Source organism: Mucilaginibacter yixingensis (assembly GCF_041080815.1).
GTDB classification, from domain to species: domain Bacteria; phylum Bacteroidota; class Bacteroidia; order Sphingobacteriales; family Sphingobacteriaceae; genus Mucilaginibacter; species Mucilaginibacter yixingensis.
Window position 1 is genome coordinate 3,621,169 of record NZ_CP160205.1, and the last position, 13,971, is coordinate 3,635,139.

Consider the following 13,971-nt stretch of genomic DNA (forward strand, 5'->3'; position numbering starts at 1 on the left):
TCATGACAACTAACAATCAAAATAATGGCCATGCAGCGGCCCTGGCTGCAACATCTTCAAAAAGCTACCAACTGCTGATTAAAGGCAACCGTGATTGGGTGGAAAAACAAATTACCGCCGACGCCGATTTCTTCACCAACCTGGCCAAAGGTCAAAGCCCCGAGGTGCTGTGGATTGGCTGTTCAGATAGCCGCGTACCGGCCAACGAGGTAACCGGCACCCGCCCCGGCGAAGTGTTTGTGCATCGCAACATTGCCAACGTGGTAGTACACTCTGACATGAACCTACTGAGCGTACTTGACTACGCCGTAAACGTGCTGAAAGTAAAACACGTAATTGTTGCCGGTCACTACGGTTGCGGCGGCGTGGCAGCAGCCATGAGCAACAAACAGTTTGGACTGATTGATAACTGGCTGCGCAACATTAAAGACGTATACCGTCTGCATGCTGAAGAACTGGACGCTATTGATGATCAAAACGAGCGCGTTAACCGCCTGGTTGAACTGAATGCCATGGAGCAGGTATACAACCTTTGCAAAACCACCATTGTACAAAACGCCTGGAAAAACGGCCAAGACCTGAGCGTACACGGCTGGGTGATTGATCTAAAAACAGGCCTGATTAAAGACCTGCAAGTAAGCAGCGTTGGTGCAGACCATCTGGGTTTTGTTTACCAGGTAAATAACGAGCCGGTAGCGGCCCTTTAAAAATACTTTAGACGGCACGGCTTCCTCTTGTTCTTTTACGTGCCGGATGAAGTGATATGTGTGTGTAACCCTTTTCCGTGTCGCCCTTAAGCAAGGCGCATGCCCCTCTTTCAATTTTTGTTAAGTTTTCAGGCGAAAGAGGGGCGCGGAACAAGGCTCTGGCAATCTCACTAAACTCCCTAAAATCATATATTTTAAGTTAAGGAGCCTCATCATCGGGGCTCCTTTTTTGTAAGGTCTGGAGTTATCATCCTAACTTAAAAATTAAAGCCAACGCTTAACAGGGAGCCTTTTTCTATATATTTAGTGCATGAAAACCATTATCACAACCACACCTCTTTTACTCTTGTGCCTGATGGGCAAAGCACAAGCCATTAAACCTGCGGCCAAAGTCAATCCCAAAAACTCGTTTACAAGCGTTGTTGTAATGCATACCCGGGCTCAGTTTCCCGGCGGCTCCTTCGCAATGCGTCAGTTTCTGAGTGATGCAGGTAGAAACTCTGTGGTTGCGCATTCGCAACATTATAGTGGTTCTGTAAACGTCTATTTTGACGTAGACCCGCAAGGTCAGCCTACCAACTTCAAAGTATTACAACCTGGTCTTACAGCCGCTATGAGTAATGAGGCCATCCGGATTCTGAAAACCATGCCAAAGTTTACTCCTGCCAGCTATGCAGGCAAAAACAAAGTATCCCACTGGAACACCTTTATAAAATTTTAAGAAGATAGTTTTCAGGCTGATGGTTGGCAAAAATCATCAGCCTGTTTTTTTTTGAAACCACCAACCCCAGAATATCGTTTATTGAATACCGCTGCACGCTAACCATGCTGAGACAAGCCAAAGAAGATCGCACCCTTAAAGAAAACCTGATGCTGGCCTCATCCACCGCGTTTGTTTCGGGGGTGATCAATGTGGCTGGTGTGGTAGCCTTTCTGGCTTTTACTTCAAACATTACCGGACACGTGGCTAACTTAGCCCGTCACATGGTGGAGCAGAATTTGCGCGAGATAATGGTATTTGTACTCTGGCTGCTGCTTTTCTTTAGCGGGGCATTTACATCAAACTTTATTATTCGCTCGCTGGAATATAAAAGCCGTTACCGGGCACATGCTACGCCTATCGTTATCGAAATTATCATTCTATTGCTGGTAGCCGTTTACGGTCAGCATTTTTATGACGAAACCCGCACCGAACGTGAGGTAGTAATTGGCGCCATGCTGTTTGCCATGGGCCTGCAGAATAGCCTGGTATCTAACATATCTGGCGGACTGATCAAAACTTCGCACCTGACGGGCCTTTTTACAGACCTGGGATCTGAGGTGGCCGAGTGGTTGCATCCGGCTACACAAAAAACTGAGGTGGTGAGGAATAAAATCTTCATCCGCCTAACTATTCTGACATTCTACATCATTGGCGGGATAGCCGGCGGCTACCTGTTTGACCGCTTTGACTTTCTGATATTTTATTTTGTTCCGGTAATTTTACTTACCATACTGTATTATGATCTTTCTCCATTAGCTTTGCACAAACTGTCAAAGCTGTTTGGTAAAGGCAGCAATTAACATCAACAACACTATGTGCGCACAAATTCACGACACGAGTCACATCACCTACGAGGGCCTGCTTGCAGGTAACGAGCAATTTGTTCAGGACGCCCTGAAACTCGATCCGCAATATTTTGAAAAACTGGCCAACGGCCAAAAACCACCTATACTGTGGATTGGCTGCGCCGATAGCCGCGTACCTGCCAACCAGATTACCAACACCGCCCCGGGCGAGATCTTTGTTCACCGCAACATTGCCAACATGGTGATCCACACGGATATGAACATGCTGAGCGTGCTTGACTATGCCGTAAACGTACTGGAAGTAAAACACGTAATAGTAACCGGTCATTACGGTTGCGGTGGCGTTATTGCCGCTATGGGCAACCAACAGTTCGGACTGATTGATAACTGGCTGCGCCACATTAAAGACGTTTACCGTTTGCACACCGATGAACTGGACGCCATTAGCAACGAAGCCGAGCGCGCCAGTCGCCTGGTTGAGCTAAACGTAATTGAAAACGTGAATAATCTTTGCAAAACCACCATTGTACAAAATGCATGGAACAATGGCCGTAACCTGAGTGTACACGGTTGGGTATACAGCCTTTCAAGCGGTAAAATAACCGACCTGAAGGTAAGCCACACCAACAACGGCGATTTGAGCGATGTGTTTAAGCTGCAAAAGTAGTTTGAGCATTTAAATAAAAAGAGCAAAGCCGCGGGAAACCCGCGGCTTTGCTCTTTTTATAGCATTACGTCATTGCGAGGCACGAAGCAATCTCTGTACAGGACAAACTGAGGTGCAAATCCGCCAAGCATATGCAGAGATTGCTTCGTGCCTCGCAATGACGTGATTTTATTACTTGTGTTACTTAATAATACTTACTCCTCCCCCAAAAACGGATACTTATAGTCCTTCGGCGGGTCAAATGTTTCCTTAATGGTTCTTGGTGATACCCAGCGCAACAGGTTAATCATAGAGCCGGCCTTGTCGTTAGTACCCGAGCCCCTGGCACCGCCAAACGGCTGCTGACCTACCACTGCGCCGGTAGGCTTATCATTTATGTAAAAGTTACCGGCAGCATTTCTAAGCCTTTGGGTAGCCTCGGCAACTGCATAACGATCTTGCGAAATGATAGAGCCTGTGAGCGCATAAATCGATGTCTTATCAACAATGTCGATGATCTGGCTAAACTGATCGTCCTCGTAAACATAAACCGTCAGAACCGGGCCGAAAAGTTCTTCGCACATAGTTACATAATACGGGTCATTTACTTTGAGTACCGTCGGCTCAATGAACCAGCCTTTGCTTTTATCATAATTGCCACCGGCAACCAGTTCTACGCTGCTGTCGGCCTTGGCAGCGTCTATATATTTGACCAGCTTATCAAACGACACCTCGCTGATCACGGCATTAATAAAATTGCCGAAATCTTCTACCGGGCCCATCTTGATCTCGGCCAGATCACGTTGCATGTTTGCTTTTACCTGCGGCCAAAGTGACGCTGGTATATAAGCCCTTGAAGCAGCCGAACATTTCTGTCCCTGGTACTCAAACGCACCGCGTACCAATGCGGTACTTACCACAGCAGCCTGTGCGCTCGGATGTACCAGCACGAAATCTTTACCACCGGTTTCGCCCACAATGCGCGGGTAAGTTTTGTACTTATGAATATTGGCGCCAATGGTTTGCCAGATATGCTGAAACACTTTGGTTGAACCTGTGAAATGAATCCCGGCAAAATCAGGATGATTAAAAACCACATCGCCAACGGCAGGGCCATCGGCATAAATCAGGTTGATAACACCCGGAGGGACACCAGCCTCCATAAATACTTCCATCAGCACGTTGGCAGCATAAATCTGTGTATCGGCAGGCTTCCACACTACTACGTTGCCCATCATGGCCACACAAGTGGGCAGGTTACCGGCAATAGCGGTAAAGTTGAAAGGCGTCAATGCAAATACAAAACCTTCCAGTGGGCGCTGCTCCACGCGGTTCCAGGCGCCGCGTGGTGAGATGGGCGGCTGTTGTGCATAGATCTCGGTCATGTAATGCACATTAAAGCGCAAGAAGTCTATCAGCTCACAAGCAGAATCAATTTCGGCCTGGTAAGCGTTTTTTGATTGCCCCAGCATGGTTGCAGCGTTCACCTTAGCACGGTAGGGACCGGCCAGCAGGTCGGCAGCTTTTAAAAATATGGCTGCTCGCTGCTCCCATGGCAGGTTTTCCCAGTCGGACTTGGCAGCAAGGGCAGCGTTAATGGCAGCGTTTATCTCTTTGGTATGACCAATATGGTAGGTAGCCAGCAAGTGCTGATGATCATGCGGCGGGCGCACCTCGCCGGTTTTTCCTGTACGAACGGCCTGGCCACCAATATACATGGGAATATCTAACTGTTTGGAACGGGCATCGGCCAGGGCAGCTTTCAGCGCGGCGCGCTCAGCACTACCGGGGGCGTAGCCTAAAACGGGCTCGTTCTGCGGCTGCGGCGCATTAAAAAATCCTTTGAGCATAAATCTAAGTTTGTTGAGTGAACCTAAAGATAACTCCTTTTAAGATATTAAGACACTGTTTTTAGATTTGAGACGTGAGATACAAATAAAAAAGACGCGGACTCCTTTATGAAAAGAATCTCACGTCTTAAATCTAATATCTCATACCTAGTTCTTGGCAAGGGCCGTTTTTGCGCCGGCTCCCATAAACATTACCGGGCATACAAAGCTTTCGCGCACGGTGCTGCCATTCTGCTGGGCGGGCGTCCATTTAGGTGCCTTTTCAAATACAGCAATAATTTGTTTACGCATTGCATCACTCAGCATTTTGCTCCGAATTTTGGCTTTGCTGATGTTACCTTCCTTATCTACCCAAAAATATACGTACACCACTTTGCCGGGCACGCAGCTGGCATCGGGCGTAACGTTAGTGAGGATATATTTATAAAATTGATCTACCCCGCCCGGATATTGGGCGCTATTGGCATCGGCCATCATCAACTCTTTAGGCACAATGGGGGCTTTATTGTCCGTGACGTTTTGTTGGGCTCCTGCGGTTTTAAACAAACCGGTCAAGGCTAAAGTGACAATGAAAAGGCTCAGGCTTTTGTGAGCAGGCCAGGTTTTGCAGAACATCCGGCCCCGTTCTAAAACTTCAATCATGTTACCTCCTTTGGCGTTTACACGCCCGATAAATGAACTACCTATTAAAGTTAAGGAAAAATATTTTACTGTAACAAATAAATTACAGATGAAAATACAGATTGTTTTAGGGGGAGAAGATTACCGTTTAAATTTTTTGGAAGGACCACGACTGGTGTGAAAAACAGCATACACAACCACCTCATTTTCCATCACCTCGAACACCAATACATAAGGGAAAGTATGAAAAACGATGTGACGAAAATTATCTTTAATGCGAGCATACCGTTCTGGATGTGCCTCAATTTTATCAAAACAGCGATCCAGTTCATTCAAAAACAAACCACCCAAGCCTTCGCGCTGCTCTTCATACCATTGATAGGCTTGTTGAGCCATTTTTAATAGCTCGTGGCTTAACAACTAAACGGTACATTAAAAATTACGATGACCTTTTATGATCTCGCGAGCTTCTTGGCGGGTATAGGATTTGCTTTGGCCACTTATATGAGATTGGCGCTCTTCGGCAAGTAGTTGAACTTGTTCTTCGGTCAGTATCAAAGACTGCTCCTCAGCAATGTCTTTTTCTAAGAGTATATATAACGCTTCCACCTTACTCTCATCAGCATCTGCCAAATAAGAAATCAATTTTTGTCGTGTGGATAACGTCGCCATACACAAATTTAATGTTTTAGGCAAGCAATAACAAGAGTAAATGATTGTTTCAAACAACGAATTCGTATACTTTTATATACACACAACAGTATCAAAACTTTTAAAAATCGCCACAATACATACTTTTAAGTAAGTATTTATAGCATAACTACCCCTATCCATTAAACCATTGGCGTTGTTTTTGTCTATTCTATATACAGAATACAAACATATTAGCCATGAAAAAGTACCTAATAAAAATGATAACACTGATGGCATTTACTTCGGTGTTATTGTCAAGCTGTTCGGTAGAGTATCGCGAAAGGCATCGTCGTCATGATGATGGCCACGATCATAACCGCGATCATCATTATTACCAAAACTACCATCAATAACTATCAACTTAAAACATACCCACTATGAAAATTCTAAAAGTAGTATTAATAGCAATTGTTACCGCCATTACCTTCAGCACGGCCGAAGCGCAGGTGAGTATACACGCACGCATAGGTGCACGCCCGGTACATCGTCGTACAGTGGTAGTCCACAGAGTTTACCATCGCCCGGTTTACAGGCATCATTACTATCATCATCCATACCGCCGTATGGCTTACCATCGTTACCATCATTAATCAACGATTAAGTGATGAGCAAAAGCTCTTCCATAGCGGAGGGCTTTTGTTTTTCCGGCCTTTCCACTTTTACCTTTCGGCTTTCGGCTTCAAAAATTTACTTTTGTTAATCAGACTATTACACCCCTTGTTAAATGAAGCCACCTGTAGCATCGCATACCGTACCGCAGTTTATTCGTAATACCGTTACACACATCCATCCTGAAAGTCATCCGTTTCTGCGCCACAAAGTTGGCGACAACTGGGAGGAGATCACTTACGGACAAGCCCTTGCCAAAATTGACGCCATTTCTGCCTGGATGCTGGAAACCGGCATAAAAAAAGGCGACCGCCTGGGATTGATGATCGAAAACGGCCCCGAGTATGTTTACTACGATCAGGCCCTGCAACAAGTTGGCGCCATTAATACCTCCATCTACCCTACTCTTTCTGAAGCTGAGGTAGAATATATTCTGAATGACTCAGGCCTGAAAACCATTCTGGTAGGCAACCCTTTCCTGCTGCGTAAAGTGGTAAAGGTTGCCAATAACTGCCCGGCCCTGATCCGTATTATCCCCGTATTTGAGGACTACGAAAAATATACCGCCAAAGCTCACCTGAATGCCGGCGTACTGAGCCTGGCCGAGGTTATTGCCGAGGGCGAAGCCATATTACCGCAATTTAAAGGTGCCATTGCTGCTGCCCGTGAAGCTATCTTGCCGTCAGATTTATCATGTTTGATCTATACCTCAGGCACCACAGGCACGCCAAAAGGGGTAATGCTATCGCACTATAACTTAACAGAAAATGTTAACCGCAGCCTGGACCAGATTCCGGTTGTTGAGCATACCGATGTTTTCCTGTCATTTCTGCCCCTCTCGCACGTGTTTGAGCGCACGGCTACCTATCACATCTGCCTTTCTATGGGCTGCCAGATAGCGTTTGCCCAAAGCCTTGACCTACTGGCCCGCAATATGGGCGAAGTACGCCCTACCGTAATGAACTGCGTGCCACGCTTGCTGGAGCGTATTCATGACCGGGCCATGAAGAATGGCACCAGCGCCGGTGGCGTGAAAAGCAAGATTTTCCTTTGGGCATTAGCCACAGGAAAAAAACACCGCGAAACGCTGGAAGCGGGTAAGAAACCAGGCGTATTGCTAGAGCAGAAATTTAAGCTGGCCGACAAACTGGTGTTCAGTAAGATTAAAGAGCGTACGGGTGGCCGACTGAAATTCATGATCTCGGGCGGTGGCGCGTTGCCTAAAAACATCGGTGAGTTTTTTGGCGATCTGGGTATCAAGATTCTGGAAGGCTTTGGCTTGACCGAGACTTCGCCGGTAATGGCTTGCACCGAGTATCACCGCCAGGTTTATGGCACTGTGGGCCGTATTATTCCGGGTGTTGAAGTGGCGATACAAAATGTAGATACCAAACAGATCTATACCGTGCAAACGCATGAGAGTTTCAAGGAGGATTTCCAATCTGAAGAGGGCGAGATCATCACCCGTGGCCACTGCGTAATGAAAGGTTACTGGAACAAACCCGAAGAAACTGCCAACGTGATTGACGAGCATGGCTGGTTACACACTGGCGATATCGGTCGCTTTTTTAAGGGCAACCTGCAAATTACAGACCGTCTGAAAAACATGCTGGTGAACGCCTATGGCAAAAATATTTATCCAACTCCGGTAGAGAACACTTACCTGAAAAGCCATAAAATTGAAGGGGTATTTTTAATTGGCGATAAGCGCGAATACATTACCGCCATCATCATTCCGGCTAAAGAACTGCTGCAGGAAACTTTTAACCTGAATGCAGCCTGGTTTGAAAAGCCTGATGTTTTTGTTGATGAGAAAGAGATCATCGACTGGTTGGGACAAGACATTCGTAAGCTGAGCAACGAGCTGGCTAAGTTTGAGCGGATCAAAAACTTCAAGGTAAAACGCAATCCTTTCAGCATGGACGAAGGCGAGATTACCCCTACCATGAAACCAAAACGCAAAGTGATTGAAAAGAAATATGCCGCCGCTATTGATGAGTTGTATTTGCAGGCAGTGGATGCGGATTAGTGAATGGAGAGTAGAGAAAGAGATATCCTGTCTTTTGATATACGTAGAGCCACATATTTGTGGCTCTTTTTGTTTTAAGCCTGCTCCCAATTTGTCATTGCGAGGAACGAAGCAATCTCGTCGCACGTGTAACTAACCTGCAAGTCCGACTATCCTCCGAGGAGATTGCTTCGTTCCTTACAGCAATGACATAAAGAAAAAAAAGAGCCGCAATATATGCGGCTCTGCAATAACTAACCTTCAATCTCTATTCTTTAACACTCAATCATCATCATCCTTTTTCTTTTTCTCCAGCAACACAAAGGCGCTGCGTTTAGGTGATGGCATTACCGAGTTTTCGCCTTTTACAGATTTCCAGATCACTTCGTTCAGATCCAGATCTGGTGCTGAGTCTTCTTTTTTGAAGTTCCAGGCTTCAGAGCGTTTGGCGCTTTTGGTATTGCCGGCGTTACGCTGGTTCAGGTCAACCCTGGCAGGGATAACTTTATAAGGCGCCAGGTTTGGCGTAGCCGTAAAGCACTCATACATTGGCATGGCAGCAGCATCATACTGGCTCATTGGCGGCAGGCCCAGGATCAGCTCGATGGTACGCAGCACGCCGGATGTTGAATACATGCTGTGCACTACGGTATTACGTTTCACATACGGCCCAACCACATAGACCGGTGAGCGGTGCGCATCAATATGATCAGGACCATTTTGTGCGTCGTCTTCCAGAATAAACACAACAGATTCTTTCCAGATCGGGCTTTGCGATAAATGCTCAATAATACGACCTACAGCCAGATCATTATCGGCAACAGCAGCAATCGGACTGATTTTGCCTTTGCGCTGCCCGCTGGTATGGTCATTACTCACACGCATGGTGCTCAGCTGGGGCACGGCGTTAACGGCCAACAGCGAGTCAAAATCATGTGCCCAGGCTTCGTAGCGTACCTGATCGGTAACATCCAGGTCAAAGCCTGGTGATGCTGGCGCCATGTGGCCTTTCAATGTTTTATAGCTGGTTTTGCCATACTCACCAAACTCGCCATAGCTGCGGAAACTTACACCGGCACGCTGACAATAATCCCAGATGTAGCCATCGCGCGGGAAGTTTTGTTTCAGCACGCCCTCAAAACCGGTTGAGCCGCCGCGGTTGCCGTAGGTAGTTGGCCAGGTTTTCTCTACAACGTCAGTAGCGTAAGCAGCCATGCTCCAGTTGTGGCCATCGGCGCTAACTTCGGCATCTACATAAAAGTTATCCATCAGCACAAAATTTTCGGCCAGGCTATGCTGATTCGGGGTGATCTTATCGCCAAAAATGCACAGTGAATTATCGCCGTTACCTTTCTTCATGTCACCTAAAACCTGGTCGTACGTGCGGTTTTCTTTAATGATATAGAACACGTGTTTGATAGGCGATTTATCACCCGGCTTACGTGGAATCGGGTTACCAGCTTCGCCCGGTGCTGCGGCTACCTTATCGTTATTGAAAGGTGTGTTGGCATAAACTTGTTTAGTATAAACTTTCAGCTGATCGGCGTTCGGCGCATCAATCATTGATAATGAGCCTTTGAACAAACCGGCAATATATTGCAGGCGGCTGTTTGGGGTGCTCCCCATGTGCACACCGCTGTTGTCTTCCTTAACATAAGGCTGCGGCCCCTGTGGGTTAGCCATTGAGGTTAAGCCTTTACCGTTGGTTACAAAAATTTTATTATCCAGCACCTTAACGTTGGTTGGGTACCAGCCCACCGGGATAAAGCCCATACTTTTGCTGTTGCCGGTTGCAGATACATCAAACACCGCCAGGCAGTTATTATCGGCATTGGCAATGTAAAGCGTTTTCTCGTTATCAGATAAGGCCAAACCATTGGTGGTAGAACCGGTCAGGTTGGTTGGATAAAGTGCTGTCGACAAAGTTTCCAGCACTTTGCCTGTGGCAGTATTCACTACCGATACGGTGTTATCATTAGCGTTGGCTACATACAACAGCGAGCCTTTCTTATTCAACAACAGCTCATTTGGGTGACTGCCAACTTCAATGTTACCGGTAATTTCTTGCGATTCGGTATTGAAGATAGCCACCTGTGTGCCACCCCACAGTGAGATGTAGAGCGATTTCTCATCTGGTGAGAGAATACAGCTGTAAGCGATATCTGGCAAATGGGTAGCGTTAATCACCTGTTTGCTTTTCAGATCTATAGTGTAAACGCTGTTATCCTCTTTGGTTACAGCGTATAGTTTAGAGCCATCTTTGGTTACGGTGATACCGGTTGGACAGATCTTGGTTTTTGGCCAGGCGTCACCCAGTCTGATGGTGTCAGGATCCTGCAGTTTGCCTTTATTAATAGCAAAGTCAAGGATCACGTTGGAGTTACCGCCAGATACATACAGGTCTTTCTCGTCTGGGCTGAAAGCCAGGCCATACCAGGCCACGCCCAACGTTTTCTCAGACAGTACTTTCTCCTGCTTCGGATCTATCAGTTGGAGCGATTGCGTGCTTTGGCCGTTATTGGTTATCGCCAGATATTTTTCTGACGGGCTGATCTTCATGTTCAGCGGTAAATCGCCCAGGGGTAATGAGCGGCCCGCCGGACTAATTTTCCACCCGTTGGGCAATATCACTTGTCCGGTGGTTTTATCCTTACCCGGTGTTTGTGCAAAAGTGCCTTGCGCCGCAGCCAGCAAGCAGCAGGCCAGGCTAATTTTCTGCATCAATTGTTTCATATTCAAATTTCTTGTTCCTTTTGTTAACTATTTATGAAGATTAAAAGTGATGGCACCGCGCACGGTAAAACCATTACTAATATCAGAGATGCCCAAATCGCGGATAGCACCTGATTCTACCACGGTGCTGCGGGTGGCATGAAACACCGGTCCGCCGCAAAGCGAGAAACCAAAGCGCGAACTGGCCGGTGCATAATTAACCGATGGGCCAACCAGTAGCTTGGCGCCGCCTTCGGCTTCGTCACTCTCCCAGAAGCCTTCCAGGTCTTGCCCAACGGCTTCAGCACCGGCATAAAAAGCGCCGGCAATACGGTGATGAAAACCAACACTGGTAATCAAATCAATATCATCTCTACCGGCCGCAAAAGCCTTCTCAAAACGCAGGTTTGCACCGATGCGCCATTTGGCAACATCATAAGAGGCGGTGATACGGCTAAAGATGGCCGAGGTATTGGCAAAATCATGACTGAAACCCACGCCCACACCAATGCGCGGGCCAAAAAGTTTCTTGCCACCAATTACATCGCGCAGCACCTCTGCCTGTTGTGCTCCTGTTACGCCGCCGCTACGGGCAAAACCAAGGGCAGCGTTGGCATATAGTGTAAACCTATCACCAAGATAACCTTTTAACGCCAGTTGCTGATCAACACCATCATAACCAAAGGGCGATGAGGTACGCTCGCCATAACTACCTGAGTAATTAAGGCTCCATGATGCGGTTGCATCTGTAAGCGTGTTTACCTGAAAAAGGAATGGTTGTGGCTGAGCAGCGCCAAAACCACTCATGGTTGGCTTAACCGGGTTTTGCGCCGATGCAGATAATCCTGCCAAAACCAATAAACTCAAAAAGCAATTCTTCATCATATATGGTAGTAGTTTTTGCTTAAAATAGCATAAAGCCGACGATACACTCGCCGACTTTATGCTGTAGATCTATCTGTTTTAGTTTTTCAGCGTAGTTGGCAATGTGCCCGTCGGGAACTCCGCCTCTATCTGATCTATGGTAGATGCCTTGGTGAGCTGCACAATCTGTTGCGTACGCGCTTTAACCCATTTACCTAACCGGGCATTGTAAATACCGCCCAGTTTGTAGTAGAAGCCTTGATCTGCAGGCGTGGTATAACTCAAACTCAGCGTATTAGAACCCTGACGGTAGAACGGCTGCGAGTCAAGTGTAATTGGGTTTACGATATCGTAAAAGTCGTTATTGGCAATTCTGTAACCTACTGCCGGAGGACCAGCCGAGAACAACGAACCGCCGGTAGAGATAAACATAGCATCAATAGGCGTGCTATCTTTAGTTACCAGTGTATCGGCAAATATGGCCATACCAAAGGCATTACCACTATTGGCGAAGAAGCCACCATTTTTCTCACCGAAACCGTCGCCACTCTGGGTGGTATAGTTAAACGCTCTGATCCAGTTTGACGAAGCCATGCTGGTTGAGCTTGAACCATTGATGGTTTTGCCTGAACCGCCCACATAGAAGTAAGTACCGGCTTTAGCTGTACCGCTGGTAAGGTTAAACTTAAAAGTTCTGAACACTGTAGCCGCAACCGAGCCTACCGCCGGCGAACCGCCGCCTGTAGCCCAACCATTGGTAGGGAAACCAGCAGGAGTAGACGCGCCCGCGTTATTAGTAACAACAACAGAGAAAGGTGTTTCGCTGAAGTCGATGTCCTCGGTTGCCAGGAACTGGATGTACTCATAGTTGCCATCGCCGCCAGAAACGTCATTAATAAAGCCGCTGATCACGGCCCGGGTTTTGGTAACCGTTGAGCTAAGCACCTGCACATCATCCGGTTTGCGCATACGGATCTGCGGGGTTAGTTTACCATCTGCACCCGCGGTGTTGAACACGATGCCGTAGAAATTGGCCAAAACTGGCAGCGCGGTGCCGGCAAACGTAGCCCCTGCCTCTGTATGCATGTTGATGTTTTCAAAACCATCGTTCACTACTTTATCGCCACCAAATTTATCAGTAGGCGTGGGTATCGGGTCAAAACCACCTTTTACAATAGCCACCAGCGTACTTTCGTAATCTGAAGGACTAGCCAAAATAGAGCTACTTGGAACACGGTTAGCCGGGATGGCATTACCGCTTGAAATTTTGGTTACGTTGCCTGCAGAAATGTTTTTGATCTGCAGGATGCCATCAGCACGGGTAAGCAAGCCACCCAACACGTTAACAGTAACCGAGTCGCCTGATGAATATTTGGCTGCATCAGCACCCAGCGGAATAGAGATACCGCGCAAAAGCGTTAAACGGCGGTGATCCTGAATAACCAGGTAACCGGCTGCAGGCATATTTTTACCTGAGTAATCTGACACCACAATACCGGTGATACGGTCTGAACCAAACATGTTATCGCGGTTAAGCGTTACGTCGGTTCCTTTATATAAGTTACGCAGATCATACATCGGGATGTACGGACTAACCACCCCACCCTGGTAATTACCTAGCTTTTTGCAACCGGCCCATGTGAAGGCAACGGCTAACAAAAGGGCGTAAAATGCTATCTTTTTCATGTTACT

Annotated in this window: 14 protein-coding genes; 7 read left to right on the forward strand and 7 right to left on the reverse strand. The window is 47.1% G+C overall.

Going from position 1 to position 13,971, the window contains the following annotated elements:
• Positions 1 to 2 precede the first annotated feature (2 nt).
• The 4 genes from can (ABZR88_RS14635) to can (ABZR88_RS14650) all read left to right on the forward strand — a co-directional run bounded on the left by can (ABZR88_RS14635) (position 3) and on the right by can (ABZR88_RS14650) (position 2,943).
• The gene (gene can / locus ABZR88_RS14635; RefSeq protein WP_107826617.1) at positions 3 to 707 is read left to right on the forward strand and encodes a carbonate dehydratase; all 705 of its coding nucleotides are present in this window, start codon (positions 3 to 5) and stop codon (positions 705 to 707) included.
• Between the two features lie 310 nt (positions 708 to 1,017).
• Positions 1,018 to 1,428, forward strand: coding sequence for an energy transducer TonB (locus ABZR88_RS14640; RefSeq protein ID WP_107826616.1), 411 nt, complete (start codon positions 1,018 to 1,020; stop codon positions 1,426 to 1,428).
• Positions 1,429 to 1,532: 104 nt separating this feature from the next.
• Positions 1,533 to 2,270, forward strand: a complete 738-nt coding sequence (locus tag ABZR88_RS14645) for a YoaK family protein (protein ID WP_107827103.1) — start codon at positions 1,533 to 1,535, stop codon at positions 2,268 to 2,270.
• 13 nt (positions 2,271 to 2,283) lie between these two features.
• Positions 2,284 to 2,943, forward strand: a complete 660-nt coding sequence (can, locus tag ABZR88_RS14650; RefSeq protein WP_107827102.1) for a carbonate dehydratase — start codon at positions 2,284 to 2,286, stop codon at positions 2,941 to 2,943.
• Between the two features lie 194 nt (positions 2,944 to 3,137).
• Here can (ABZR88_RS14650) and pruA read toward each other — a convergent pair whose 3' ends face one another.
• The 4 genes from pruA to ABZR88_RS14670 all read right to left on the reverse strand — a co-directional run bounded on the left by pruA (position 3,138) and on the right by ABZR88_RS14670 (position 6,065).
• Complete coding sequence (gene pruA, locus ABZR88_RS14655) at positions 3,138 to 4,772, reverse strand: L-glutamate gamma-semialdehyde dehydrogenase (protein ID WP_107826615.1); 1,635 nt, start codon at positions 4,770 to 4,772, stop codon at positions 3,138 to 3,140.
• Between the two features lie 147 nt (positions 4,773 to 4,919).
• Complete coding sequence (locus ABZR88_RS14660) at positions 4,920 to 5,414, reverse strand: energy transducer TonB (RefSeq protein ID WP_107826614.1); 495 nt, start codon at positions 5,412 to 5,414, stop codon at positions 4,920 to 4,922.
• 120 nt (positions 5,415 to 5,534) lie between these two features.
• Entirely contained in the window at positions 5,535 to 5,789 is a 255-nt protein-coding gene (locus ABZR88_RS14665; protein ID WP_107826613.1) for a type II toxin-antitoxin system RelE/ParE family toxin, read from the reverse strand.
• A 36-nt stretch (positions 5,790 to 5,825) separates the two neighbouring features.
• A complete protein-coding gene (locus ABZR88_RS14670) occupies positions 5,826 to 6,065 on the reverse strand; it encodes a hypothetical protein (protein ID WP_107826612.1) in 240 nt (79 codons plus the stop codon).
• Positions 6,066 to 6,283: 218 nt separating this feature from the next.
• On the opposite strand from ABZR88_RS14670, the gene ABZR88_RS14675 reads away from it, so the two are divergent.
• From ABZR88_RS14675 to ABZR88_RS14685, 3 genes are all read left to right on the forward strand, one after another.
• Complete coding sequence (locus tag ABZR88_RS14675; RefSeq protein WP_170113519.1) at positions 6,284 to 6,439, forward strand: hypothetical protein; 156 nt, start codon at positions 6,284 to 6,286, stop codon at positions 6,437 to 6,439.
• Between the two features lie 24 nt (positions 6,440 to 6,463).
• Entirely contained in the window at positions 6,464 to 6,676 is a 213-nt protein-coding gene (locus ABZR88_RS14680) for a hypothetical protein (RefSeq protein ID WP_146166447.1), read from the forward strand.
• Positions 6,677 to 6,810: 134 nt separating this feature from the next.
• Positions 6,811 to 8,724, forward strand: a complete 1,914-nt coding sequence (locus ABZR88_RS14685) for a long-chain fatty acid--CoA ligase (RefSeq protein ID WP_107826611.1) — start codon at positions 6,811 to 6,813, stop codon at positions 8,722 to 8,724.
• Positions 8,725 to 8,985: 261 nt separating this feature from the next.
• Here ABZR88_RS14685 and ABZR88_RS14690 read toward each other — a convergent pair whose 3' ends face one another.
• From ABZR88_RS14690 to ABZR88_RS14700, 3 genes are all read right to left on the reverse strand, one after another.
• Positions 8,986 to 11,436: a bifunctional YncE family protein/alkaline phosphatase family protein gene (locus ABZR88_RS14690; protein WP_211309734.1), complete on the reverse strand. Its 2,451-nt coding sequence runs from the start codon at positions 11,434 to 11,436 to the stop codon at positions 8,986 to 8,988.
• A gap of 27 nt (positions 11,437 to 11,463) precedes the next feature.
• Positions 11,464 to 12,300 (reverse strand): hypothetical protein, encoded by an 837-nt coding sequence (locus ABZR88_RS14695; protein ID WP_245916970.1) that lies wholly within the window; start codon positions 12,298 to 12,300, stop codon positions 11,464 to 11,466.
• A 78-nt stretch (positions 12,301 to 12,378) separates the two neighbouring features.
• Positions 12,379 to 13,965 (reverse strand): DUF5689 domain-containing protein, encoded by a 1,587-nt coding sequence (locus tag ABZR88_RS14700; RefSeq protein ID WP_107826609.1) that lies wholly within the window; start codon positions 13,963 to 13,965, stop codon positions 12,379 to 12,381.
• Positions 13,966 to 13,971: the final 6 nt, after the last annotated feature.

Bases quoted from the DNA above. Each gene is read 5' to 3' on its own strand.
- can (WP_107826617.1), top strand. From the start codon at position 3: ATGACAACTAACAATCAAAATAATGGCCATGCAGCGGCCCTGGCTGCA.
- ABZR88_RS14640 (WP_107826616.1), top strand. From the start codon at position 1,018: ATGAAAACCATTATCACAACCACACCTCTTTTACTCTTGTGCCTGATG.
- ABZR88_RS14645 (WP_107827103.1), top strand. From the start codon at position 1,533: ATGCTGAGACAAGCCAAAGAAGATCGCACCCTTAAAGAAAACCTGATG.
- can (WP_107827102.1), top strand. From the start codon at position 2,284: ATGTGCGCACAAATTCACGACACGAGTCACATCACCTACGAGGGCCTG.
- pruA (WP_107826615.1), bottom strand. From the start codon at position 4,772: ATGCTCAAAGGATTTTTTAATGCGCCGCAGCCGCAGAACGAGCCCGTT.
- ABZR88_RS14660 (WP_107826614.1), bottom strand. From the start codon at position 5,414: ATGATTGAAGTTTTAGAACGGGGCCGGATGTTCTGCAAAACCTGGCCT.
- ABZR88_RS14665 (WP_107826613.1), bottom strand. From the start codon at position 5,789: ATGGCTCAACAAGCCTATCAATGGTATGAAGAGCAGCGCGAAGGCTTG.
- ABZR88_RS14670 (WP_107826612.1), bottom strand. From the start codon at position 6,065: ATGGCGACGTTATCCACACGACAAAAATTGATTTCTTATTTGGCAGAT.
- ABZR88_RS14675 (WP_170113519.1), top strand. From the start codon at position 6,284: ATGAAAAAGTACCTAATAAAAATGATAACACTGATGGCATTTACTTCG.
- ABZR88_RS14680 (WP_146166447.1), top strand. From the start codon at position 6,464: ATGAAAATTCTAAAAGTAGTATTAATAGCAATTGTTACCGCCATTACC.
- ABZR88_RS14685 (WP_107826611.1), top strand. From the start codon at position 6,811: ATGAAGCCACCTGTAGCATCGCATACCGTACCGCAGTTTATTCGTAAT.
- ABZR88_RS14690 (WP_211309734.1), bottom strand. From the start codon at position 11,436: ATGAAACAATTGATGCAGAAAATTAGCCTGGCCTGCTGCTTGCTGGCT.
- ABZR88_RS14695 (WP_245916970.1), bottom strand. From the start codon at position 12,300: ATGATGAAGAATTGCTTTTTGAGTTTATTGGTTTTGGCAGGATTATCT.
- ABZR88_RS14700 (WP_107826609.1), bottom strand. From the start codon at position 13,965: ATGAAAAAGATAGCATTTTACGCCCTTTTGTTAGCCGTTGCCTTCACA.